Origin of the sequence: Asticcacaulis biprosthecium C19 (assembly GCF_000204015.1) — a bacterium.
Classification (GTDB): Bacteria; Pseudomonadota; Alphaproteobacteria; order Caulobacterales; family Caulobacteraceae; genus Asticcacaulis; species Asticcacaulis biprosthecius.
Map to the genome: position 1 here is coordinate 716,688 of NZ_GL883077.1, position 24,507 is coordinate 741,194.

Here is a 24,507-nt window from a genome sequence, read left to right on the forward strand (position 1 = left end):
GCCTTCTGATCCGGCATGAACGACTCTGCTGTCCATGGCCTCCAAGACGACTCTCAACGAAAAGAACCTCGAAGCGCTCGGCGCCGAACGTTTGGCCGCGCTTCTGATGGAGATCAGCGCCGGTAACGCCAATGCCAAGCGCCGGCTGCGCATGGAACTGGCCGGCGTCGAAAGTCCGGACAAGCTGGTCCACGAGATCCGCAAACGTCTGACCTCGATCGGCAATGCCACCACAAATATCGGTTGGCGCAGTCTGAAGGCCTTCAAGGCCGACCTGGACAGCCAGCGTCGGCTGATCGTCGATCAGGTGGCCAAGGCGTCGCCCGCCGACGCTTTGGACCTGTTGTGGCAATTCATCTTCTTCAGTGCGTCGGTGCTGGAACGGGCAAGCGACAAGTCCGGTGACGTCTTTGCCATCTTTCAGCAGGCCTGCGAGGACCTGGAGGCCATCGCCACTGCTGTTCGCCCGGAGGTGTCGGGCCTGATTGAAAAGGTGTCTTTCGCCGTGCTCATCAACAGCTATGGCCAGAACGACGCCCTGATCCCGATCCTGGCGCCGTTGTTGGGGCCTGACGGTCTGCGCGAAGTCCGTACACGGCTTCTGGCCAGCGGAAAGGCGGTTGAGGCCCGGCCTGCCGCCGGCACGCGCCGCATGTCGCGGTGGCGGCGTGGGCGGGTGCAGCAGCGTGAGGCGCTGCGCCGTTCGCGCCCGCGGATCCTGCATCAGGCCCTGCTGGAGATCGCCGACGCTCTGGGCGATGTCGACGCCTATATCGCTCTGCAGCCCGACATCCGTCAGCCCGACGTCGCCGCCGAGGTGGCGGAACGGCTGTTGGGGGCTGGGCGTGCTGAAGAGGCCTTGGCGGTGCTGGACAAGGCCAGGGGCGACCCAACAGCGGAATGGCAGACGCAGCGCCTCCAGGCCCTGGAAGCGCTGAATCGCGGTGAGGAGGCCCAGGCTTTCCGCCTCAAGGTCTTCCATGACAGCCTGAACCGCGATGTTCTGAAGGCCTATTTGAAGCGGTTGGCGGACTTCGACGACGTTGAAGCCGAGGACGCGGCCATGGACTTTGTCCTTGCCTATCCCGACGTGCATGCCGCCCTGGAATTTTTGATCGCCTGGCCGTCGCTGGACCACGCCGCGCGGCTGGTCATCGCACGGTCAGGTGAGATCCGCGGCAAGGGTGAGGACATTGTGCCGGTCGCCGCCGAAAAGCTGACGGCGCGGTATCCCCTTGCGGCAACCCTGCTGTTGCGCCGGATGCTGGATGCCAATCTGGCCAACTACCGTGAGATCGATCTGCTCCGGGCCTCAGAGCATTTCGACGAGGCTCGGCGGCTGGCGGCGCGGATCGAAGACTATGCCGGCTTCGAAACCCAGGACGCCTATGTCACGGAGCTGCGTATCCAGCACAGCCGCAAGCACGAGTTCTGGACCCTGGTGACATAAGCCATCTTGGGTGGTGAGCAATGAGCGCTTGCCAGATGACGAGAAGTGGCGCGAAGCTGAAAAAACAGCGAAGGATACCTGCCTATGCGCGCCCATCTCTCTGTCGCTGTCATGGGGCTATGCGCCCTGCTGGCGGCATGCAAGGCCCCGCCTGTGACGTCGCCTGACGAGGTCAAGATCGACGGGAAAACCTCGTCACAATGGGAAGCTGAGGCCGACAAGGCGATTGCCGAAACCGATGCCACGCCGCCGCCGGAAAGCCAGCAAGCGCCAAAGCCGGTGACGACAAATCCCGGCACGATTTCGGCCGGGCCTTACCTGTGCGCTGTCTTTGTCGATCGCCTGCAAAACGCACCGGGGTTCACCGTTAATGGCGACGGCAGCTACACCCATGACCAAGGCTCAAAGGGCGCGATCTCACGCGATGCGACGGGTCTGGTCCTGTTCTCCGGCGGGGCGCTGGACGGGCGGGCGGCGAAGTACGAGGTTGACCTGGGTGGCCGTCCGACGCTGCGGCTTTATGACGAAAGCCGCAGCCGGACGGTTATCGATTGCCAGAAATAGCTTAAACGTGGCGTGGACGGCGCTTGGCGACCATCAGGCCCAAGGCAGCGAGGGCAGCGATACCAATGGCCGTGCCGGGCCGGCGTTCGACGAAATCGCGTATCGGCGCGGGGAGTTTACTGATCAGGTGACCGCCGGGGAGCTTGTTGAGGAAGCTCTCGCGCGGGGCACCGGACTGGGTCGGCGCGGGGGTGGCGGCAGAGGTTTTTTGACCAAACATGAGGGAGCTCCTGTGTATCGGGCCGCGTTGCACGGCCTTCCGCGACAGGACTACCATGCCCCCCAATAAGGCTTCCGCGCGTAATCCGGCGGTTTGAATCAGGATGTCATCAAGAAAAAAGGCGGCGCCTTGCGGAACCGCCTTTTTGTCTTGCAGACGCCTCATGTTTATCCAAAAAGTGCGAAGAACGTTCCTGGCACTTTTTGGCATGAGGCTTTAAGCCGACGCCTTTTCCAGTCGTTCCTGGATGGCCAGGATCTCGTTCGGCATGACCTCGACAAAGGCCGCCAGGCTGTGCTCCCAGTCGTCCAGGATAGCCTGGCCGCGCGGCGACAGGGTCTTAGCGACATGCTTGGCGATCAGCGCCTTCAGATTGGCCGCGTTCTTGTCCGGCACGGCGCGCAGCGTGATGCCTTCGTGGTTCACGTAGGCTGTCAGCGTCTTGTCCGGGTCGTAGACATAGGCGACGCCACCGGTCATGCCGGCGCCGAAGTTCATGCCGACCTTGCCCAGGATCACCACCTGGCCCCCGTCATATATTCGCAGCCGTGCGCGCCGACGCCTTCGACCACGGCGGTGGCGCCGGAGTTACGGACGCAGAAGCGCTCACCGGCGGCACCGGCGATGTACAGCTGGCCCGAGGTCGCACCGTATAGGATGGTGTTGCCGGCCAGGGCCTGGTTGTCGTGCCACACCTTGGGGCGGACCACGATGGTGGCGCCCGACAGGCCCTTGCCGACATAGTCGTTGGCTTCACCGATCAGGTTGATCGTCAGGCCCTTGACGGCAAAGGCGCCCAGCGACTGACCGGCCGAACCGCGCAGGTCCAGGGTCAGGTGACCTTCGTCCAGCGTATTCCCGAACTTGCGCACCAGCTCCGACGAGGTCCGGGTGCCGACCGCACGCATGGTGTTGCGTACCTCGTGGGTCAGTTCCATCTTCTCGCCGCGTTCCAGCAACGGGCCGGCATCGCGGACGATCTGGGCATCCAGCGTATCGGCGACCGCATTGCGTTCGTCGGCCGGCGTGATCGGCGCGGTCGGGTCCATCTCGACCTTGACCAGCAGCGGGTTGAGGTCGAGGTCGTCGAGGTGGGCGCCACCGCGCGACACCTGATGCAGCATGTCGGTGCGGCCAACGGCTTCCTGAAGACTGCGCAGGCCCAGCAGAGCCAGGATTTCGCGCACTTCCTCGGCGATGAAGGTGAACAGGTTGACCACCTTGTCCGGCGTGCCGGTGAACTTGGCGCGCAGGCGCTCGTCCTGGACGCAAACCCCGACCGGGCAGGTGTTTGACTGGCACTGACGCACCATCAGACAGCCCATGGCCACCAGAGACGCCGTGCCGATACCGAACTCTTCGGCGCCCAGCATAGCTGCGATCACGATGTCGCGGCCGGTCCGCATACCGCCATCGGCGCGCAGCCGGATCTGGCCGCGCAGGTTGTTCAGGGTCAGGACCTGGTGGGCTTCCGACAGGCCCAGTTCGAACGGCAGGCCGGCGAACTTGACCGAGCTGAGCGGCGAGGCGCCGGTGCCGCCGACATTGCCGGCGACCAGGATGGCGTCGGCCTTGGCTTTGGCGACGCCGGCCGCAACTGCGCCGATGCCCGACTGCGACACCAGTTTCACGGTGACGCGGGCGATCGGGTTGATCTGCTTCAGGTCATAGATCAACTGGGCCAGGTCTTCGATCGAATAGATGTCGTGGTGCGGCGGTGGCGAGATCAGGCCGACACCTGGCGTCGAGTGACGCATGCGGGCGATGAATTCGGTGACCTTGAAGCCCGGAAGTTGGCCGCCTTCGCCGGGCTTGGCGCCCTGGGCGACCTTGATCTCGATTTCGCGGCACTGGTTGAGGTATTCCGCCGTCACACCGAAGCGGCCCGAAGCGATCTGCTTGATGGCCGAGTTCGGGTTGTCGCCGTTGGGGCGGCGGTTGTAGCGTTCCGGATCTTCGCCGCCTTCACCCGACACCGAACGGGCGCCGATGCGGTTCATGGCGATGTTCAGCGTCTCGTGGGCCTCAGGCGAAAGCGCGCCCAGGGACATGCCCGGTGTAACGAAGCGCTTGCGGATTTCGTTGACGCTTTCGACCTCTTCGATCGAAACGGCGGCGTTCTTGGTCTGCCAGTTGAGCAGGTCGCGCGGCGCCGTCGGGTGCGTCTTCGACATCTTGTGGACCAGCTCGGAATAGCGCTTGAAGGTCTCATAGTCCTTCTTGGTCGTGGCTTCCTGCAGCAGGTGGATCAGCTTGGGCTGGTAGTAGTGGGTCTCGCCGGCGGCGCGCATCTTGTAGAAGCCGCCGATATCGACGATCGGACGCTTGGCGCCGAAGGCCTTGGCGTGCAGCTCGGACAGCTTCTGCTCGATGCCGCTGAGGCCGATGCCCGAGATGCGCGAGGTCACGCCCGGGAAGTATTCTGCGACCAGGGCGCGCGACAGGCCCAGGGCTTCGAATTCATAGCCGCCGCGATAGGACGAGATGATCGAGATGCCCTTCTTGGCCAGGATCTTCATCAGACCGGCTTCGATCGACTTTTTGTAGTTTAGGAAGGCCTTGTGCTCGTCCAGGCCGGCATAGCGGCCGGCGGCCAGACGTTCCTGCAGCAGTTCCAGCGACAGGTAAGGGTTGATCGCCGTGGCACCCACGCCGACCAGAACCGCAAAGGCATGCGGGTCCATGGTTTCGGACGAACGGACGACCAGCGACACGAAGGAGCGCAGGCCCTTCTGGACCAGGCGCGAATGGACGGCAGCGGCGGCGAGGATCGCCGGCACGCCGATGCGGCCTTCGCCCAGGGCTTCGTCGGTCAGCACGATCATGCTGGCCTTGTCGTCCGCCACGGCCTTGACGGCCTCGTCGCGCAGACGTTCCAGTGCGCCCTTCAGACCCTTGCCGGCGCCGACCTCGTCGGTGGCGAAGGTGGCGTCCAGCTTGGCGACCTTGCCTGCCGTGTCGAAGGTGATCATGCGCTCGTACATGAGCGTGGTCAGGAAGGGGCTTTCCAGCACGAAGACATCGGTCTGGGCCTCATCCTCGGCCAGAATGTTGCCGAGGTTCTTGAAACGCGTCTTCAGGGACATGCCCTGGGCTTCGCGTAGTGGGTCAATCGGCGGGTTGGTCACCTGGGCGAAGTTCTGGCGGAAGAAGTGGGCCAGGGGGCGCCACTGTTCCGACAGGACGGCCAGGGGCGTGTCGTCGCCCATGGAGCCGATGGCTTCCTTGCCATCCTTGACCATGGCGTCCAGCACCGTGTCGAGGTCTTCCAGGGTAAAGCCGGCGGCGATCTGGCGGCGGCGTAGCTCTTCGCCGTCATAGGACCGCGGCTCCGGACCCGGTGCGATCAGTGGCTCCAGCTCGATCATGTTGTCCAGCCAGCCACGGTAGTCGTGCTTGCTGGCCAGGGCCTCGATGATGTCGTTCTCGGAGAAGAACTTGCCTTCCTGCAGGTCGACACCAATCATCCGGCCGGGTGCGATGTGGATGCGGCGCAGGATGCGGTCTTCGGCCACGCCGGTCATGCCGGCTTCGGAGCCGACGATCAGCAGGCCATCACGGGTTTCGGTGACGCGCAGCGGACGCAGGCCGTTGCGGTCCTTGCCGGCGATGACCCAGCGGCCGTCGGTGGCGCAGATGGCGGCCGGGCCGTCCCACGGTTCCATGACGGAGTTGCAATAGGCATAGAGCGCCTTGTGCGAATCCGATACGGTGGTGTCGTTGGCGACGGCTTCGGGGATCAGTAGGGCCTTGGTCATCGGCGCCGAACGGCCGGCGCGGACCAGCAGTTCGAAGACGTTGTCGAGCGCGGCCGAGTCGGATCCACGCGGCTGGATGACCGGCTTCACGTCAGAGGCCTGGTCGCCAAAGGTGGTCGCCGCCATGCGGATCTCGTGCGACTTCATCCAGTTGACGTTGCCGCGCAGGGTGTTGATCTCGCCGTTGTGGGCCAGCATTCGGAAGGGTTGCGCCAGGCGCCATTCCGGGAAGGTGTTGGTCGAGAAGCGCTGGTGGAAGATGGCCACGCTGGAGATGAAGCGCGGGTCCTTCAGGTCGAGATAGAAGTCGTCGACCAGTTCGGCGCGGAACATGCCCTTGTAGATCAGGGTCTTGGCCGAGAAGGAGCAGAGGTAGCAGTCGAGATTGGCTTCATCGACGCGCTTTTCGATGCGGCGGCGGCACAGGAACATGGCGCGTTCCAGCGCTTCGCCTTCCAGGCCGTCGGGGGCCGCCATCATGATCTGCTCGATTTCCGGGCGCGTCGACATGGCGCGGCTGCCCAGTTGCGAGACGTCCACCGGCGGCTGACGCCAGCCATAGAGGTAGAAGCCCGAACGCAGGATTTCGGATTCGACGATGGTCCGGGCCGATTCCTGAGCGCCGATGTCCGAACGCGGCAGGAAAACCTGGCCGACCAGAACCGGGCCCGAGCGCGGGGTGTGGCCGATATTGCGGACCTGCTCGCGGAAGAAGTCCTGCGGCACATTGATCATGATTCCGGCGCCGTCGCCGGACTTGCCGTCGGCGTCGACAGCGCCGCGGTGGAACAGGGCCTTCAGCGCCTTGACCGCCAGGTCGACGACGTCGCGTCGGGGCTGGCCGTCGATGGCGCAGACCACGCCGACGCCGCAGGCGGAGATTTCGGTGGCCGGATCGTAGGCGTGGCCGTCTATGAGACGCTGACGCTGGTCCTGGTAGTGCTTGTAGGAATCAAACACTTGTTGGTCAGAAGAATTTTGCATAACTATTCCGCAGCTCCCGCATGAAGGCTCTCTGGGAGCGAAGTGACATCATCATTGGCCGGCTGTGCCAGCAGTTCGGTCGAGAGGTAGTGGTGGATATCGGCGGCGGCGTCCTGGCCTTCGCGCACGGCCCACACGACCAGCGAAGCGCCACGGACAATATCCCCGGCAGCGAAGACACCCGATACCGTGGTCTGGAACTCACCGGCCATGGTTTTCAAGGTGCCCCAGCGGGTAACCTCCAGGCCGGGCTCATTGAACATGACCGGCAGGTTTTCCGGCTCAAAGCCCAGGGCCTCGATGATCAGGTCGGCCGGCAGGTCAGCCTCGGCGCCATGGATATCCTCGATGCCCTGACGGCCTTGGGCGTCCGGGGTGGTCAGGCGCATGCGCTGGATGCGCAGGCCAGCGACCGTGCCGTGGTTGTCCAGAATGGCCTTGGGCGCCGACAGCCATTCGAAACGCACGCCTTCTTCTTCGGCGTTCGACACTTCACGGTCTGAGCCCGGCATGTTGGCGCGGTCGCGGCGGTAGACGCAGGTGACGGACTTGGCGCCCTGGCGGATGGCGGTACGTACGCAGTCCATGGCGGTGTCGCCGCCGCCGACCACGACGACATTCTTGCCATCGGCGTTGAGCTTGCCGCTGTTGAAATCGGCGATGTCGTCGCCGAAGCTGATCTTGTTGGCGGTGATCAGATAGTCGAGCGCGGCGATGACGCCGGTCGGATTGGCGGTGGGAACGCTGAGGCGGCGCGCCTTGTAGACGCCGGTGGCGACCAGGATGGCGTCGTGCTTTTCGCGCAGTTCTTCAAAGGTGATGTCCTCGCCGATGTTGCAGTTCATCACGAATTCAACACCCGACTGGGCCAGGCGGTCCGTGCGGCGGGCGACGACGTGCTTTTCCAGTTTGAACGACGGAATCCCGTAGACCAGCAGGCCGCCGGCGCGGTCGTAGCGGTCATAGATGGTGACCTTGTAGCCGAGCGTGCGCAGACGGTCGGCCGCAGCGATACCGGCCGGCCCGGCGCCGATGATGGCGATGCTCTGCGACCGCTCGATTTCCGGCTCGATCGGTTGAATCCAGCCCTCTTCGAAGGCCATGTCGTTGATGTAGCGTTCAACGCTGCCGATGGTGACGTTTTCCCAGCCCGACTGTTCCAGGACGCACGAACCTTCACACAGGCGGTCCTGCGGGCAGATGCGGCCGCAGATTTCCGGCAGGGTCGATGTCGCCGCCGACAGCTCATAGGCTTCCTGCGGGCGGCCCTCGGCGGTCAGGCGCAGCCAGTCGGGGATGTTGTTCGACAGCGGGCAGCCGTGCTGGCAGAAGGGCACGCCGCACTGGGCGCAACGCGAGGCCTGATGCGAAGCATGTGTGGGTTTGAAGTCCGAATAGATCTCATTGAAGTTGGCGACGCGTACTGTCGCATCGGTCTTCGCCGGACCCTTTTTGACCTCGACCACAAAGCGGTTCGTATCCATCGCATAAACCCTTAACTATGCCGTATTAGTCGGCTGTGACAGCCGCCGGCGGCTTTAAGCCGAAAAGCCCCGGCGGTGAAAGGAAAAATTGTAACTGTCGCCACCCTGCCGCGCCGAATTATCCGGTCTATGACAAAAATGCCGTGGTGGTATCGTGAGATACCATGTCTTTAGCAGGGTTATTTGCCCGATTGAGCAAAAATCCTGCCATTTCGTTGTTCGGCCGCAAGTTTTCACCGCTATGGGCCATGCTATCCGGGCTTTGCGACCAAAATCCGCCCCCGCCCGCGGGGTATCTTAACATGCGAACCCCCTCGTCGCTGGGTAGCGCGAGGGGGACCTTTTGAACTCGGCACTGATGTCGTTTCGGACTATCCGTGCAGGGTCTCCCCGTGCTGTGACATGTCGAGACCTTCGATCTCTTCCTCATCTGTTACGCGCAGGCCTGTTGTGTATTTGCAGACCATCAGGATGAGGAATGTGAAGACCGCGCTCCAGGCGATGACAACCACCAGGCCGATGAACTGTTTGAGGATGGTCGCGTCCTTGCCCAGGGCATTGATCGACGGATCCGCGAACACGGCGGTCAGGATGGCGCCGACGAAGCCGCCGACACCGTGCACGCCGAAGGCGTCCAGCGAGTCGTCGTACTTGAACATGTTCTTCACATAGGTCGAGGCGATGTAGCAGATCGGGCCGGCGATCAGGCCGATGGCCATAGCGCCAGTCGGATTAACGAAGCCGGCGGCCGGGGTGATGGCGACCAGGCCGACGACGAGACCCGACACCAGACCCAGCAGGGTCGGCTGCTTGCGCTCGATCCATTCCGGCACGGTCCATCCGATGACGCCCGTCATGGCGGCGACGATGGTGTTCAACATGGCGACCGCGGCAACGCCGTCGGCAGCCCACCACGAACCGGCGTTAAAGCCGATCCAGCCAACCAGCAGCATCGAGGCGCCGATCATGGTGTAGCCCAGATTATGCGGCGCCATGTTGTCGCGGCCGAAACCCTTGCGCTTGCCCAGGACCAAGGCGGCGACCAGGCCGGCGACACCGGAGTTGACGTGAACCACGGCACCGCCGGCGAAGTCGAGCACGCCCATGCCACCGAGGAAGCCGCCGCCCCACACCCAATGGCAGATCGGCACATAGACCAGCAGCGACCACAGAGCGGTGAATAGGATAAAGGCGGAGAACTTCATGCGCTCGGCGATCGACCCGGCGATCAGGGCCGGGGTGATGATGGCGAACGTCATCTGATAGGCGATCCAGAGATATTCCGGCAGCGCCTTGGTCAGGCTGTGGGCGGTGTTGAGCGTGACGCCCTTCAGCATGGCGGCATCAAAGCCACCCAGGACGGCGTTCCAGCTATCGTTGGGACCCTTGCCGAAGGCGAGCGAGTAACCGATGGCGATCCAAAGGACGGTGACGATGGCCGAGACGGCGACCGATTGGGCCAGGGTCGACAGCAGGTTCTTCTTGCGGACCATGCCGCCGTAGAACAGGGCCAGACCGGGCAGGGTCATGAACAGGACCAGGACGGTGGACAGGATCATGAAGGCGGTGTCGCCTGAGCTCAGTTCCAGCTTGACCTGATGGGCCAGGCCGACAAAGGCTTCCGCCGACGCCGAGACGGAGCTCGCCGCTTCCGGGGCTGCCGGAATGGCTGCTGGTGCTGCTTCCGCTGCGCTACTGACCGTTGCTGCCGTCATGTATTCCGATCCCAGCCTGTTAACCTAAAAAGCCACATGGCACCGCGACGCCGGATAACCGATCCAGTGTGCAGGCGCGAAATGTGACGCATGTGTGTCCATAACAGCAGTGTGGCATCTTGAAAAGTCAAACTTTTCGCGCCCGGTCACTATTTTTCGGAAATTTTCCCGCGCCTTAGGAAATTTCTACGTTATCCTCCACCGCTTGCGGGGGAGGTGTCGAGCGAGTGAGCCTACTTTAGGCGAAACGCGTCGAAACGGAGGGGGCGTGACAAGGTTTGAGTTCGCGGCTCCCCCCTCCGCTTCGACGCGCTACGGCTTCGCCTTCACTTGCTCAGCACCTCCCCCGGCCTCGCCGGCAGGCAAAGCGGTGGAGGATAAGTCTTATCCGTTGAACGAGGTCACGGCGGCAACGATCTGATCCTGCGTCGCTTCGTCGAGATAGGGGCTGAATGGCAGTGAAATCACCGTCTTCGACTTGGCTTCCGAAACGCTCAGGTCCCAGCCACCGGCCGTGTACATCGAATAGCCCGGCTGCTGGTGCAGGGGGATCGGATAATAGACCGCCGACGGCACGCCCAGGGTCCGCAGGTGCGCCTGCAAGCCGTCGCGATTGTCGTGCTCGATCGTGTACTGCGCCCAGGTCGAGACATAGCCGTCCTTCACGAAGGGCACGCTCTTCACCTTGCCGGCCAGCAATTCGTTATAACGCGCCGCTACCTTCTGGCGCAGTTCGATCTCCTCGCCGAAAATCTCCAGCTTCTCGATCAGCACCGCCGCCTGGATGGTGTCGAGGCGCGAATTCATGCCGACACGGACGTTGAGATACTTGGCTTCGTGCTCGAAATTCATGGTGGCGACATCAGTCGGGGTGGCGCCGCCGTGAACCCGGAAGGAGATCATCTTCTCCATAAGGGCGTCGTCATTGGTCACGACCGCGCCGCCATCGCCGTAGCAGCCCAGAGGCTTGGCGGGATAGAAGCTGGTCGCCGTCGCCACGCACCATTCCAGCGGCTGACGATCGTCTATCGTACAGCCAAACCCTTGCGCCGAGTCGCAGATCAGCGGCAGGCCGTGCTTGCGGGCCACCTCGGCCAGGGCCGGATAGTCGGCCGCCTGGCCGAACAGGTCGACCGCGATAATGGCGGCGGGCTTTAAGCGCCCTTCGGCGGCAACGCTGGCGATGGCGGCGTCCAGCTTGACCGGATCGATATTGTAGGTGTCGCCCTGGATGTCGACGAAGACGGGCTCGGCCCCGGTCATCGGCACGACCTCGGCCGTGGCGACAAAGGTAAAGGCCGGTACGAACACGGCATCGCCGTCGCCGATGCCCAGACCCAGCAGGATCAGTTCGATGGCATCGGTGCCGTTGGCGCACGACAGGCAATGCTTGGCGCCAGCAAAGGCGGCCATGTTGGCTTCGAAGGTCTTGACCTCCGGTCCCATAATATAGGCGCCGTGCTTGATGACCTTCAGCACGTTCGCTTCGATTTTGGCGCCGATGCGCTCGCGCTGAACGCCGAGGTCGATGAACGGGATGGCCATGGGAGGGCGCCTTTGGGATACAAATGAACTGTCCCTGCGCTTTAGCAGGCTGAAAAATCCATGCACCTCAAAAGGCATTTCCCAAAGTTTCAATAAAAACGAAACCTTGCATGCCTGACGGGGTGACAAAGAGCATTTGTCTGACTATATAGGCGGCAGAAATTAGAGCGCAATCCGATAAAGTGTGCAGCACTTTTCGGATAAATTGCGCGTCAAAACAAAGATCTAGAGCGGCGTTTTGACTCTGCCAAAACGCATCTCGCTCTAGCGTCTTGTTAACGCTACCACAGTGGCTTATAGAGCCCGCAACAAATGCCAACCCCAAAATGCCAACCCAAGGAGAACGTCATGTCGGCAAAAGGTAACCTGATTAACGGTGAGTGGGTCTTCACGGACAAGACCTTCAACGACATCAACCCCTCCGACACCAACGACATTATCGGCACCTATTCGACCGCCGGTGAAGCCGAGGTCAAGGCCGCCATTGCCGCCGCCAAGGACGCTTTCCAGACCTGGCAATATTCGACGCCGCAGCAGCGCTTCGACGTGCTCGACAATGCCGGCACCGAAATCCTGGCCCGCAAGGCCGAGCTGGGTGCACTGCTGTCGCGCGAAGAAGGAAAGACCCTGCCGGAAGGTGTCGGCGAAGTCACCCGCGCCGGCCATATCCTGAAGTATTTCGCCGGTGAGGCCCTGCGCGCCCACGGTCAAGTGCTCGACTCGGTCCGTCCTGGCGTGAAGGTTGAAATCACCCGCGAACCGGTCGGTGTCATCGGCCTGATCTGCCCGTGGAACTTCCCGATCGCCATTCCGGCCTGGAAGATCGCCCCGGCCATCGCGTTCGGCAACACCGTCGTCTTCAAGCCGGCTGAACTGACCCCGGGCTGCGCCTGGGAACTGAGCGACATCCTGAACCGTGCCGGCCTGCCCAAGGGCGTGCTGAACATGGTCTTCGCTCGCGGCTCGGTCGCCGGCCCGCTGATGATCGACGGTTGCGACGCCATCTCCTTCACCGGCTCGGTCCCGACCGGCACCCGCGTCCGCGATCAGGCCGTTGCCAAGGGCAAGCGCGTCCAGTGCGAAATGGGCGGCAAGAACCCGGTCGTCGTCCTGGATGACGCCGACCTCGACAACGCCGTCAACTCGGTGCTTAACTCGTCCTTCTTCTCGTCGGGTCACCGCTGCACGGCGTCCTCGCGCATCATCGTCACCGAAGGCATCGCCGACCGCTTCGTCGAAGCCCTGGGCAAGGCCACGGCCGCGATCAAGGTTGGCGACAGCCGCGCCGACGGCGTCCAGATGGGGCCGATCGCCAGCCAGGAGCAACTCGACATCGCCCGTGACGCGGTCGCCAAGGCCAAGGCCGAAGGCGGCGTCGTCGTCGCCGGTGGCGAAGACCTGACCTTTGGCACGCCTGGCTACTATTACGCCCCGACCCTGATCGACAAGACCACGGCCGATATGGCGATCAACAAGGAAGAGGTCTTCGGGCCGGTGGCTTCGGTCATCCGCGTCAAGGACCTGGACGAAGCGATCGCCGTTGCCAACGACACCGAAATGGGTCTGTCGGCCGGCATCTGCACCAAGTCGCTGAAGTCCGCCGAGACCTTCAAGCGCAAGATCCAGTCGGGCATGGTCATGGTCAACCTGCCGACCGCCGGCGTCGACTATCACGTGCCGTTCGGTGGCCGTAAGGCGTCGTCGTTCGGCCCCCGCGAACAGGGCGCCTATGCCGTCGAGTTCTACACGATTGTAAAGACGGCCTATCAGCTCCCGCTGTAGGCTGAAGCCATCGCAAAAATGTAAAAGCGGCCCCGGATCACTCCGGGGCCGCTTTTTTCATGTCCAGGTGATAACGAGGGGGATCAGTTATCGGCGCGGGCATGATCCTGGGCTTGGACGTCGTCGCTGGCGCGGCTGATGATCAGGCGGTCGACGCGATCGTAGCGGCCGACGGCGCGACCCTCGACCCAGCTATTCTGTCCGTCGTGCTCAACACCATAGCGGAAACGGGCGTCAAACCGGGAACCGCCGCCCTCGCACCGTGGCAGGTCGACATAGCGTTCGCCGCCGCTTTGCGGAACATAGTCGCGGGCCGCTTCAGCGATGGCCTTGGCGACCTCGTTTTCCTGCTTGGCGTCGCAATCGGCGAAGGCCGCGCCCGCGACGAAGGTACAGGCGCCGGCTACAGCGGCAAAAATCACGGATTTGATCATGGGGAGTACTCCAAATTTTTTCTTGCTTTTGGGTGTCAGCCTGGTCGAGGCGCAACCGTACCCGCGGGACTGCCACTTGAAGATGCGCCATTTCGGCGAACTTTCAACTCTTTTTTGTCAGGGTTCGGACTTTTTTTAAGCGCGTGTGGATCCGAGTTAATGATCCGTACAAAGATTATATGCGGTGCACAAACCCATAGATTAACGAATTCTATACGATGAAGGCTGTCACAATTCCCGCAGAATTAGAATTTTCAAGGCGTGTTGAATTTCGACGTTTTTGATTTGGATTCACATCTGGCGTGATTTGGACATTCCCGCATGCGCTGTGTTGCGATGCGGTATAGACTGTCGCTCTCGTCACAATAGGGAGATAGAGTGAATGTCCGCCTTGTTCCCCTGGCTCGACTGGCCGTCGACCGCCGTACCCAGCAGCCTGAACCAGCCGATTTTGCCGGGCTGGTCGTTTCTCACCGTCAACGAAGCCAATTCCTCGGCGCCCGATACCGAAAAACGAATCGTCGCTCAGGACTCCTATGGCCGCCAGATCGGCCGGCTGATGGATGTCGTCGATCTCCTGGTGCGCGAAGCCGAAAAAACCCATCCGGACCTGTCCGGCGTCAAATGCGTTCAGGACCTGGCCGAGCTCAAGGCGCGCATCGACGAGGCCAAGGCCGAGGCGCAAAAGAATCGCCAGGACCGTTTGATCGAAGATCTGCTGGCGCTAAAACGGCAGGACGGCGGCAAGTTCGCCGCCGTTATAAAGGCTGTCAGCCTGCCTTGATCGGTTCGCCTTCCGGTGCGCCGCGGTGCAGACGGTCGGTTAGGGGCTCGCCCTCAGGCACGAACTCCATGGCGACCGAATTCAGGCAATAGCGCTGGCCGGTCGGGCGCGGCCCGTCTTCGAAGACGTGGCCCAGGTGCGAGTCGCAGCGGCCGCAGCGGATTTCTGTCCGCACCATGCCGTGGGAAACGTCGCGCAGGTAGCGGATGTGGTCCTTGTCGACCGACTGGTAGAAGCTGGGCCAGCCCGAGCCGGAATGAAACTTGGCGCGCGAGGAAAACAGCGGCAGATCGCACAGGTTACAGACATAGGTGCCCTCGTCCTCGTACTCATCGAAGCGGCCGCAGAAGGGCGCTTCGGTGCCGTGGTTGAGCAGGATGCGGCGGGCTTCCGGATCGAGCCGGGCAGCGAGGTCCTGAATCTGGGCAGGGGAGGGCGGGGTCAGGTCGAAACCGAGGGCGGACTTGGTCATGGCGAGGTTCTTTCAAGCTGTCGTGTCTATATACGTGCTTGGCGTGGATTTGTTACCGGGGAGACGGACTTTATATTACCTCTCCCCGCTGTGATTGAAGAGCGCGTCAACGACCCTCTTGGCCCCCAGACCGTCTATCATTGCATGTGCATGACGGGCGTTGCTCTCAAGACGTTGAGAGTCGGCGACGAGATCGCGTACCCGTTCTCCAAGATCGTTCGGCAACCCATCGCGAAGATCGACCACGGGGAACGGGCAGACCTCCAGTTCCGCCTGTTGATTGTCATAGGCGACTATCGCCAGACCCGGCATTCCCATGGCGGCGACCTCATTGAGACTGGCGCCGGCACCCACGACCACCAGCCGCGCACCGGCCAGCACCTCGGCGACCGATGGCGGCGAGACGAATAGCTCCATCTGCCGTAAATCCAGGGCTCGCAAGTTTTCGATCTGCCGGTTGGCCGGGCCGGCGATGACGCGAAGGGCCATATTCGGGATGGCGTCGTGGATTTGCCGCGCCACCGGCCCGGTCAAACCCGCCGGGTCGCTGCCGCCCAGGGTCACGGCAATAAAGGGTTCCACATTCGGTGTCGTAAACGTCCGGAACTCCCGCCGGATCAGGGCGTACTGCGGCCCTAGCAACAGTTGCGCTGCCGTCCTGCCGGCGTAGGTTTCCGGCCTTGCCGCCAAAGCCGGATTGACGATGACGGCACAGTCGTAGCGGTCAAGGCTTTCGAGATCATCGATGACTGTGACCGGCGCCGCGATGCCGGAAATAAAGGCAGCCGTCGCCTTGTAGCTGTCGATCACCACCCGATCGCCAGGATTTACGGGTAGTGCGTCAAACCCGTTCACCACGTCTGCCGTTGCCCCGATCGCCGCGCACCGCGTGCGCACAGCGTCGCTGATTTCATTGATTAGGAAAACCACGGGGATGCCGCGCGTCCGCGCTTCCTCGGCCAGCGCAAAGCAGCGCATGAAATGGCCCATGCCAATCTCAGGGCCAGCTTCGGTGCGGATGAGCAGACGTGTCATGGCCGTCCAGAAAAGGTTAACCACGTTAACATTAGGTTGAACCTTGTCACCTAACATCGACATCCTGTCCACCAAAGACCGGCTATGATCATGCGTGCCTTACAAGATATCCAGGGCCTGAAGTTCCCCGACGACTATGTCATCCGGCATTTCTACAAGACCGGACTGCATAACCGTAAGGGCCATGTGCTGGAGGTCGGCTGCGCCGCCGGCAACAATCTGATGCTCTATGCCGACTATGGCTGGCAGGTCACCGGCGTCGATATCCTGCCTGAGGCCCTGGCTCAGGCCCGGCATAATCTGGGCCCTGACGCCACCCTGATCGAGGCCTCGGCCGACGACGGCCTGCCTGCAGGCATCACCCAACCGGTGGATGTCGTGCTGCTACCCAATGTGCTGTGCTACCTGCGTGATGAGGGTGTCGCCGCCTTGGCCAAGGCCGTCTGTGCCCACGCTGCGCCCGGCGCCAGTCTGTTCGTCCGTACACGGCTGATCGACGACTATCGTTATAGCAAGGGTGAACCCGCCGGTCCCGACAGCTTTATCCTGGACACGGTCGAGACCGGCGAGGCGGGCCTGTTTCACCGCTTCTACAGTCGTGATGCCCTGGTCGATCTGATCACCGGCGCGTTTGGCGTCGTCAACCCATCGATCTTTCATATTCGCTTCGACAACCATCAGGCCGGGCAACTGATCGCGAACAACAGCGACCTGGTCATCTGGGGGGAGATGGCGTCATGAGCATCCTGCATATCGTCGGCGGGGGCTTGAGCGGACTGACGGCTGCCCTGATGGCGCATGACCAGGGCTGGCGTGATATTCGACTCTATGAACGCACGGATGCGATCGGTGGCGTTGCCCAGAGCCGCATGGCCGAGGGCCACGAGATCCGGACGGGCACCATCTATTTCGCCGACGACCGGGATGCCCAACTGCAACTCCTGCGTCGCTACGGTCTCAATTTCGAACCCTTCGAAAACCGCTTTGGATCGGTCAGTGTGGTCAAGGATAAGGACCATTTCCAATCCGGCTTTGGCAGTCCCTTGGTTACGGCGTCCGATGGCGATATCGCGCTCACGCCCGGTGAGATGATATCGCTTCAGGACCGTTTTAATCGCTATCCGGCACACATCGCGCAACGCCTGACCGCCATGGCGCGCTGGCACATCAATGCCGACCCGGCCACGCTCGACAAGGACGTCGCCATTCCCATGGCGATGAACCGCGTGATTGTCGCCGATGCCGACATCGACACGATGAAACAGCTCAAGTGTCACGACGCGCTGTATGACGAACTGTACGGCCTGCCGCGCGACGCGTGGGGCTATACCGCCAATGCGACGGCGCACCTGCCCGTTGGTGGTTTTCCGCGCCTGTTTGATGATATGCGCCGTGTACTGAGCAATCTGAACATTGCCGTCTGCGACCGCAGCCTGATCACCCCCAAGATCGCCCATGACCTCATGACTCGTGGCGAGCGGGTCTACTGGTCGGCCAATCCGATGCCGCTGTTTCCGCACGCCGGCATGAAGGCGCCACAATTGCAGCGCGCCGATTTCCACGTCGTCAGCCTGACCTGCGCCTATGGCCTGAACGCGCCCTTCTATATCCAGAACTTCACCTGCGATGGGGCCATCTTCCGCCTCTACGCCTATCCGACGGCGACTGCCTCGATCGTCACCCTGGAATGTGTCCGCCCGGCCAACGAGAGCGACGTGCGTCTGGAGGCCAAACGCCTTGTGGCTGATACCCCCATCGCCGATCTGCTGACCGGCGACGTCGTGCTGGAAGAACGCCAGCCGCGCTGGCTGTTCCATACAGTGGAGACGGTGGCGGCACTGGGCGTTTTGCGGGACCACATGGCCGACCGCTATGGCGCGGCCTTCGTCGCCGGCGGCTGGGAACAGTACGCCAAGGCCGCCAAATACGCGGCGCTACAGACGGCGCTCGACCGGATCGCCGCCTGATGCGGGCGGCCATCATGCAGCCAACCTATCTGCCCTATATCGGCTATTTTCATCTGATGCGCCGGGTCGATGTCTTTGTCTTCCTCGATGACGTCCAGCTGGAACGCCGGTCCTGGCAGACGCGCAACCGCATCTGTGCCGCCGGTGAAGAACAGATGCTTAGCGTCAGTTTGAAGAAGCACAACCAGACCGACCGGCTGGATGAGGTCTTTCTCAATGACGAAGGCGACTGGCGGCGCAAGCATCTCGACGCTATGGACAACGCCTATCGCAAGCGGCCGGGGTTTGCCGAGGGAATTGATTTTATCCGGCCGCACCTGACACCACAGCCGGATCAAAAGCTCAGCGACTTCAACATCGCGATTATCGAAGATGCCGCCCGCCGGCTGGGCATCACGACGCTGGTGCGGCGCGCATCCGCGTTAGGCTGCGGCGGTAAGCGGTCAGAACATCTGCTGGCCATCTGCCGGGCGGTGGGGGCAACGGCGTACGTGTCCCCAACCGGTTCCCGCGAATATATGGAAGAGGAGGGGGTGTTTCGCGACGCGGGCTTCCCCGTTGCCTATTTCAGCCACGCGCCGAAGGTCTACCCGCAGGGCTTCGAGCCGTTCGTACCCTATATGGCCTTTATCGATGCGGTGATGAACATCGGCTTTGCAGGCCTTACGGAGTTGCTGGCCGATGCGTAAGCTGTGCGTCATTCCCGCCCGCGGTGGTTCCAAGCGTATCCCGCGCAAGAACGTCAAGCCGTTTCATGGCCGGCCGATGATCAGCTATTCGATCCAGGCAGCGTTGGACTGTGGTCTGTTTGATGCGGTGGTGGTGTCGACCGACGATGAGGAGATCGCAGAGGTTGCCCGTGTCTTTGGCGCCACGACGCCGTTTGTACGTCCTCCGGAGCTTTCCAACGATCATGCGGGTACGGACGATGTCGTCGCCCATGCCATCGCCTGGTTCCGAGATCAGGGTGACGTGTATGACGCCACCTGCTGTATCTATGCGACGGCACCGTTGCTCGATGCGGCGCGGTTGGTCGAAGGCTGGGAACGGCTGCGAAAGCCGGGCAAGCGCTTTGCCTTCAGCGTGACGTCGTACGCCTTTCCGATCCAGCGCGCCCTGTACCGCACCGTCGATGACGGCGTGGAGATGTTCCAACCGCAACACCTGATGAGCCGATCCCAGGACCTGGAGCCGGCTTTTCATGACGCGGCTCAGTTCTACTGGGGCTGGTCGGACGCCTGGATGGCCGGTGAGAACATGTATTCGCCGATCGCCGCGCCGGTGGTCCTGCCGAGGACGCAAGTGGTCGATATCGATACGCCCGAGGACTGGGACGTGGCTGAACTCGCTTTTGAGGTCTTAAAGCGGCGGTAATCGGCCTGTGGTAGCGTCGCGCCATGACAATTAAGCTCGCCCTTCTCGTCGATGGTGACAATATCGGCCATCAACTGATCGCTCCCTTGTGGAAGCAGGTCGTTACGTTGGGCATGCCGAACGTCCAGCGTGTCTACCGGGACTGGTCGCGCGGGCCTGACTGGAAAGACGTCCTACTGAAATACGCGCTGCAACCGATGCACCAGTTCAATTATGCGCCGGGCAAGAACGCTACCGATATAGCCATGGTGATCGATGCGCTCGATCTGGCTCAGACGGGGTTGTATGACGGCTTTTGCCTCGCGTCATCGGACAGCGATTTCACCCCCCTTGCTATTCGTCTACGGCAAAGAGGTTTGAAGGTCTACGGTTTCGGCGAGACCAAGACGCCCGCTACTTTTCAGCAAGCCTGCGACCGTTTCATCATTTTGCCGTCCGCGCCGAAGTCTAAGGCAGCTTGACGACTTGACTCAGCACCGACACGCCGGATTCGTTGAACGCCTCGACCGCCACATAGTATCCGACGCCCACGGTCAGGGCCCGAAGGTCGAAGGCCGTGCCTTCATCCGCCCATTTCTGATAGGTCAGGGTCAGCCGGTCCGGCTTGATGCCCCAGCGGACATTGTAACCAACCGCGCCCTTGACCGGCTTCCAGCTGATCCGTGCCTGGCGGGGATCGGCATCACGCACAACCGTCAAGCCGCCCGGTTTCATCGGCGCTGCCCCCTCCGCTGAGCCGAAGACGCGCAGATCGCTGATTGCCAGGTTCGGTGCAGCGATATGGCCATGGACATAGCGCACATAGCGCGCCTTGACCGGTGCCGGCAGCTCGAAATAGGCGTTGGGCCGGTCGCGCTTGTCCTCACCCGTGTCGGCCAGGTGAGTCCAGGTCTTGCCGTCCAGCGAGCTTTCCAGCTTGAACTCGGTATAGATGCCGGTCCGGTCCTCATAGATGCCCGACTTATAGTCAGTGTAGTTGACCTGGATGGCCCGCACGGTCTTGGCCGCGCCCAGGTCAAGCGTCAGAGTCTCGCCCGGCTTGGCGCTGCCGGCCAGCCAGAAGGTGCGCGGGTCCTCGTCCGTCGTCCGGTCGGCGGTGAATTCGCCCTGGACTGACGAGGCGACGGCCGTCTTGCGGTAGGACAGCAGCATCCAACCGGTGAACAGAGCATCCGGGTCGTCGATCTTGGCGGTCGGCATATATTGCGGGAAATCGGCGAAACGCGCCGACACCGCCATCTGACCGTCGTCGTAGAATTTCGCCGGCATCATGTCGATACGGCGCTCAAACGTCCAGTTGTAGCCGATCCACGGCGTACCGGTATTCCAGTAGTTGCCGTACTTGTCCTGGAAGGTCGAACCATGGCCGGCGCCTTCGACAAAACCGCCCGGTTTGTAGGCCACCGGATTGTAATCGGCATAGGTGAACGGCCCCAGCGGGTTGTCGCCGACATAGACGCCGTTGCCGTAAACATTATATTCCGTACCCGGAGCACCGTACTGCAGATAGTATTTGCCGTTGACCTTGTTCATCCACGCCCCCTCGGTAAAGGGCTTAATCGGCGTGCCGTTGGCCAGTGTGCCGCTATGGTCCTGGCCGAAGCGTTCCCAGCCATGCTTTTCTGGTTGCAGCCAGATGAACTTCTTCGGCTCGCCCTTATAGGCAAAGGGTTCCGGCGTCATTTCGATACCGTAGATCGGATAGACGTTGGACGACCCCCAGTACATGTACCACTTGCCATCGTCATCGATGAACAGGCCGGGGTCCCAGGGTGATGGCTGGACCTGATCGGGGCGGATCTTGTCCTCCTGGCCTTCGGGGACCGCGGTCGGCACTGGCGGGGTGCGGCGAACCCAGAAGTCGAGCTTGCCCGAGGCCGGGTCGGTGCTTTTCAGCAGGCTCGAAACACGGGTATGCGACTGCATGATGTAGAGGGTCTCACCGTCGGAAATCACAGCCGGTGCCACAATGCTCTCGAACGGCCAGCGCGACGGTGTGACAAAGTCCCATTCGATCAGGTTGTCCGACTTCCAGTAGCCGTCCGCCAGGGTCTGGAACAGGTAGTAGGTTCCCTTGTGCAGGACGATCACCGGGTCGGCGCCGGTGCGGTAGGAAATCTTCTCGTTCATCTGCTCGAAATTGTAGCGGTAGTCGATGTCGAGCGGATTGATGTAGGTGGTGCGTTCGGACGCCATGACGGGCTGCGCAAACAGCAGCAGGGCCGCGAGCGTGCAAGTCGTTCTGATCATGACTTCCTCCGTCTTTTCGGCTGTCTTAGCCTCCGGAACAATCCATGTAAACGTTTACTTGGCTTAAAGACTTTTTGTAAACTCCACCAGGCTGGCCTGCAAAAGGCTGTTTTCTGCGCTTCCGGTGCTCACGTACAAAGTTTTAGTTGTGCTAACGCTTCGCTCTTTGAGCACTGTACGCTCCGCTCCGATTCTCGAAACCAACCCTTTTCGGCTCAGCCTTGAAGGCGAGCCTGATGGCTTTCCAAAAAGTCTTTATTCCGCCTTGCTTCCGGGAAAGCCCGGCAGGGCGAGATGATAACGGATGGCGGCGGCGCGCAGGGCAAAGGCGGCGCCAAAACCGATCAGAGCGGACGGCCAGAAAGGCAGTCCAAGCCCTTCCGCCACGACGAAGACGATGGCGCCCAGCAGGGCCGCCGTGACGTAGATTTCGCGTCGGAGCAGCATGTTGGGTTCACCGGCCAGGACGTCGCGGATGACGCCGCCGAAACAGGTCGTCAGCACGCCCATAACGACCGATGAAATGGGGTGAACGCCCAGCGACATGGCCTTGGCGGTGCCGACCACGGCATAGGCGGCCAGGCCCAGCGCGTCGAGCCACAGCAGGGCGCGGAACCGCCAGCCGCGCTTGCCCAGGCTCCAGACGATGATCGCCGCGACCAGGCAGACGATGAGATAGCCCGGCCGTTGCACCCAGAAGACCGGCGCCCCGATCAGTAAATCGCGCAGGGTGCCGCCGCCAACGCCCGTAATGGCGGCGAAGAAGGCAAAGGTGATGATGTCGTGCTTGCGTTCAGCCGCCGCCAGCGCACCGGTCGCCGCGAAAACGGCGACGGCGGCGTAGTCGAGCCAGAACAGGGCGGTGGCAAAAGCGTCCATGGCCGCCTCTTACACGGACGACGCGGCGGTTACCAGTGGCGGCGATGGACGCGATGGCCGTTATAATGCCCGTAATGCGGTCGTGAGGTGAAGTAGACGGTAGCGTAACCGCGCGGCGCGGGCGGCGGCGCGTAGTAACCGTCATCGTAGCTATAATAGGCGTCCTGATAACATTGGACACTGTCGTTGCCGAGCGATCGGCCCATCATGCCGCCGATCATGGCGCCACTCAGCGTGTTGCTGCCGCGATCCCAGCGATGGGACAGGCTGTTGCCGAGCAAACCGCCGGCAATGGCTCCGACAATGGTACCGGTGGTGCGTGACCGGGACTTGCGCTGATAGCAGTAGCCGTCGGCGCGTTCGCCGTCTTCGTAAACGTCCTGACGGGCATCGGAATGCCCCTGGGAACGCCCCTGCGCGTAGGTGCGACCAGAAGCTTCGTCGGCGCGGCCCTGTTCATAGGCGCGTTGTTCGGCTTCGACCTCGCTGTAGGGGCGGGTTTCGACAGATTGCGCGAGAACGGGCTGGGCCAGCGCCAGGACGGCGCCGGCAATCAGGGTGGCTTTCGCCAGCACCTTGGTCATGGGGACTCTACTCCGGGAGACGCAACGAAGTTTTGTCTTTACCTGAACCGTCATGAACGGCGGCTGAACGAATTGTGACCGGCGCGGACGCTCACGCGTTACGGGGTGCAAGGGGGCTGTCAGGCCTCCTGCACGGCACCGAGCCTAACTGTTGTACTTTTTGTTGAAATCTTCTTCGCTCATGGCGGCATAGAGGATGCCTTCAATCAGAGCGATGATGGCGGGGATGAAAGTCCAGCAGAACAAGAGGTAGACAATACCCCAGACCGTGCGTCCCAGATAGAATTTATGGATCCCGATTCCGCCGAGGAGCAGAGCAAAGAGAATCGCGGCCAGTCTTGTCCGGCCATTGGCGTTCGCGGACTTCACCACAATGATTTGTGTTGCCGTTTTGTCGACAATTTCGAAATCGACCGTCAAGCCAACCCGGGGTTCGACATTGCCGGTTGTCCAGTTAATACGTGCAAAGCTGTAGCGGTTACCATCGAACCCGCTGATAAAACCGGTATTGGTTTCCCGCTCGTACTGGAGAACCGTGCCTTGCATTGTCATACCCCTGAATGAATAGCCCTGTGCGAAGCCTTAAGGATTTATCAAGAGCGCCGCAACTGAAACTTGCGGTATATTCAGCGACGGGATTCGACTCGCTTCGGCGTGGCGCGGGGTTGCCATTCATGAACTGCAAACGCCACTGCCATGCACAGCAACAAGCCGTACCCGCCCAGCAACCCGGTCACCGTGACATAGGTCCAGTGGTTGACGTGGGTAATGCCGGCAGCGAAATGCAAAGCGACGGTGGCGATCTGCAAGGCCGAGGCAATCAGGATCCATAGCCGGCGCGACCAGAAGGACAGGACGATCAGCAGGCCCATCGCAATGATATCGATAACGACCACGACGCGTTCGGGACCGGCGTAATTGCCCCACTGATGCAGCAGCAGGCTGAGACACCAGGCGACAAGCACGATCGCGGCGGCCAAGCGATTCGGCCGGTCACCGCGCCACAGACCCCAGCCGCAGATCATCAGGCACAGGACAAAACCGACCCAAACCCACACGGATTGCGCTCCTCGAAAGTTCCGGCGACGAAAATGCCGGGTTTCGTGGCGCAGCGATAGCAGAATTTGCAACCTTCGCGTCTTCGCGTGAAATTTTTTCTTCGTTCCGGTACGCGGTGGTTGAGTAAGAAGGTTCACGCGAAGACGCGAAGACGAGAAGGTGGCGAC

At 61.9% G+C, this 24,507-nt stretch carries 21 protein-coding genes and 1 pseudogene; 9 read left to right on the top strand and 13 right to left on the bottom strand.

Annotated features, from left to right (window positions below; translation table 11 throughout):
• Window positions 1–34: 34 nt before the first annotated feature.
• Window positions 35–1,450 carry a DUF6880 family protein gene (locus ABI_RS03700; protein WP_006271495.1) on the top strand — a complete coding sequence of 472 codons (1,416 nt, stop codon included), beginning with the start codon at window positions 35–37 and terminating at the stop codon, window positions 1,448–1,450.
• A gap of 84 nt (window positions 1,451–1,534) precedes the next feature.
• Window positions 1,535–2,014 carry a hypothetical protein gene (locus ABI_RS03705; protein WP_006271496.1) on the top strand — a complete coding sequence of 160 codons (480 nt, stop codon included), beginning with the start codon at window positions 1,535–1,537 and terminating at the stop codon, window positions 2,012–2,014.
• Between the two features lies 1 nt (window position 2,015).
• On the opposite strand, the gene ABI_RS24855 is transcribed toward ABI_RS03705, so the two are convergent.
• From ABI_RS24855 to ABI_RS03730, 5 genes and pseudogenes are all read right to left on the bottom strand, one after another.
• Window positions 2,016–2,234 carry a hypothetical protein gene (locus ABI_RS24855; protein ID WP_006271497.1) on the bottom strand — a complete coding sequence of 73 codons (219 nt, stop codon included), beginning with the start codon at window positions 2,232–2,234 and terminating at the stop codon, window positions 2,016–2,018.
• 216 nt (window positions 2,235–2,450) lie between these two features.
• A pseudogene (gltB, locus tag ABI_RS03715) lies at window positions 2,451–6,976 on the bottom strand (glutamate synthase large subunit).
• 2 nt (window positions 6,977–6,978) lie between these two features.
• Entirely contained in the window at window positions 6,979–8,460 is a 1,482-nt protein-coding gene (locus tag ABI_RS03720; protein ID WP_040308547.1) for an NAD(P)-dependent oxidoreductase, read from the bottom strand.
• A 371-nt stretch (window positions 8,461–8,831) separates the two neighbouring features.
• On the bottom strand, window positions 8,832–10,175 hold the full coding sequence (locus ABI_RS03725) for an ammonium transporter (protein WP_006271500.1): 1,344 nt from the start codon (window positions 10,173–10,175) through the stop codon (window positions 8,832–8,834).
• Between the two features lie 384 nt (window positions 10,176–10,559).
• Window positions 10,560–11,720 carry a DegT/DnrJ/EryC1/StrS family aminotransferase gene (locus ABI_RS03730; RefSeq protein WP_006271501.1) on the bottom strand — a complete coding sequence of 387 codons (1,161 nt, stop codon included), beginning with the start codon at window positions 11,718–11,720 and terminating at the stop codon, window positions 10,560–10,562.
• Window positions 11,721–12,068: 348 nt separating this feature from the next.
• On the opposite strand from ABI_RS03730, the gene ABI_RS03735 reads away from it, so the two are divergent.
• On the top strand, window positions 12,069–13,502 hold the full coding sequence (locus tag ABI_RS03735; protein ID WP_006271503.1) for an aldehyde dehydrogenase family protein: 1,434 nt from the start codon (window positions 12,069–12,071) through the stop codon (window positions 13,500–13,502).
• A gap of 83 nt (window positions 13,503–13,585) precedes the next feature.
• Here ABI_RS03735 and ABI_RS03740 read toward each other — a convergent pair whose 3' ends face one another.
• Entirely contained in the window at window positions 13,586–13,936 is a 351-nt protein-coding gene (locus ABI_RS03740) for a hypothetical protein (protein WP_006271504.1), read from the bottom strand.
• A gap of 382 nt (window positions 13,937–14,318) precedes the next feature.
• Here ABI_RS03740 and ABI_RS03745 point away from each other — a divergent pair, with 382 nt between their 5' ends.
• Window positions 14,319–14,720, top strand: coding sequence for a hypothetical protein (locus tag ABI_RS03745; protein ID WP_006271505.1), 402 nt, complete (start codon window positions 14,319–14,321; stop codon window positions 14,718–14,720).
• Here the strand turns inward: ABI_RS03745 and msrB are convergent.
• Complete coding sequence (msrB, locus tag ABI_RS03750; protein WP_006271506.1) at window positions 14,707–15,192, bottom strand: peptide-methionine (R)-S-oxide reductase MsrB; 486 nt, start codon at window positions 15,190–15,192, stop codon at window positions 14,707–14,709. The two genes, ABI_RS03745 and msrB, sit on opposite strands and share 14 nt — an antisense overlap.
• Window positions 15,193–15,267: 75 nt before the next feature.
• Window positions 15,268–16,284 (bottom strand): PseG/SpsG family protein, encoded by a 1,017-nt coding sequence (locus ABI_RS03755; protein ID WP_006271507.1) that lies wholly within the window; start codon window positions 16,282–16,284, stop codon window positions 15,268–15,270.
• A 33-nt stretch (window positions 16,285–16,317) separates the two neighbouring features.
• Between ABI_RS03755 and ABI_RS03760 the strand changes: the two genes are divergently transcribed.
• From ABI_RS03760 to ABI_RS03780, 5 genes are read left to right on the top strand one after another with little or no spacing between them, the layout of a single operon-like run.
• Window positions 16,318–16,968: a class I SAM-dependent methyltransferase gene (locus ABI_RS03760; protein WP_006271508.1), complete on the top strand. Its 651-nt coding sequence runs from the start codon at window positions 16,318–16,320 to the stop codon at window positions 16,966–16,968.
• A complete protein-coding gene (locus tag ABI_RS03765; protein ID WP_006271509.1) occupies window positions 16,965–18,194 on the top strand; it encodes an NAD(P)/FAD-dependent oxidoreductase in 1,230 nt (409 codons plus the stop codon). Before ABI_RS03760 ends, ABI_RS03765 begins: the two co-directional genes overlap by 4 nt.
• Before the next feature lie 14 nt (window positions 18,195–18,208).
• Window positions 18,209–18,883 carry a WbqC family protein gene (locus tag ABI_RS03770; protein ID WP_245531292.1) on the top strand — a complete coding sequence of 225 codons (675 nt, stop codon included), beginning with the start codon at window positions 18,209–18,211 and terminating at the stop codon, window positions 18,881–18,883.
• Window positions 18,876–19,568, top strand: a complete 693-nt coding sequence (pseF, locus tag ABI_RS03775; RefSeq protein ID WP_006271511.1) for a pseudaminic acid cytidylyltransferase — start codon at window positions 18,876–18,878, stop codon at window positions 19,566–19,568. The genes ABI_RS03770 and pseF overlap by 8 nt, the downstream gene beginning before the upstream one ends.
• 23 nt (window positions 19,569–19,591) lie before the next feature.
• Window positions 19,592–20,029 (top strand): NYN domain-containing protein, encoded by a 438-nt coding sequence (locus ABI_RS03780; protein WP_006271512.1) that lies wholly within the window; start codon window positions 19,592–19,594, stop codon window positions 20,027–20,029.
• On the opposite strand, the gene ABI_RS03785 is transcribed toward ABI_RS03780, so the two are convergent.
• The 5 genes from ABI_RS03785 to ABI_RS03805 form a co-directional block, all read right to left on the bottom strand.
• On the bottom strand, window positions 20,016–21,818 hold the full coding sequence (locus tag ABI_RS03785; RefSeq protein ID WP_006271513.1) for a family 43 glycosylhydrolase: 1,803 nt from the start codon (window positions 21,816–21,818) through the stop codon (window positions 20,016–20,018). The genes ABI_RS03780 and ABI_RS03785 overlap by 14 nt on opposite strands.
• A 255-nt stretch (window positions 21,819–22,073) precedes the next feature.
• Window positions 22,074–22,697, bottom strand: coding sequence for a trimeric intracellular cation channel family protein (locus ABI_RS03790; protein ID WP_006271514.1), 624 nt, complete (start codon window positions 22,695–22,697; stop codon window positions 22,074–22,076).
• Between the two features lie 29 nt (window positions 22,698–22,726).
• Window positions 22,727–23,281, bottom strand: a complete 555-nt coding sequence (locus ABI_RS03795; RefSeq protein WP_006271515.1) for a glycine zipper 2TM domain-containing protein — start codon at window positions 23,279–23,281, stop codon at window positions 22,727–22,729.
• 144 nt (window positions 23,282–23,425) lie between these two features.
• Window positions 23,426–23,827 carry a TM2 domain-containing protein gene (locus tag ABI_RS24140; protein WP_040308549.1) on the bottom strand — a complete coding sequence of 134 codons (402 nt, stop codon included), beginning with the start codon at window positions 23,825–23,827 and terminating at the stop codon, window positions 23,426–23,428.
• An 80-nt stretch (window positions 23,828–23,907) separates the two neighbouring features.
• Window positions 23,908–24,339 carry a hypothetical protein gene (locus ABI_RS03805; RefSeq protein WP_006271517.1) on the bottom strand — a complete coding sequence of 144 codons (432 nt, stop codon included), beginning with the start codon at window positions 24,337–24,339 and terminating at the stop codon, window positions 23,908–23,910.
• Between the last annotated feature and the right edge of the window lie 168 nt (window positions 24,340–24,507).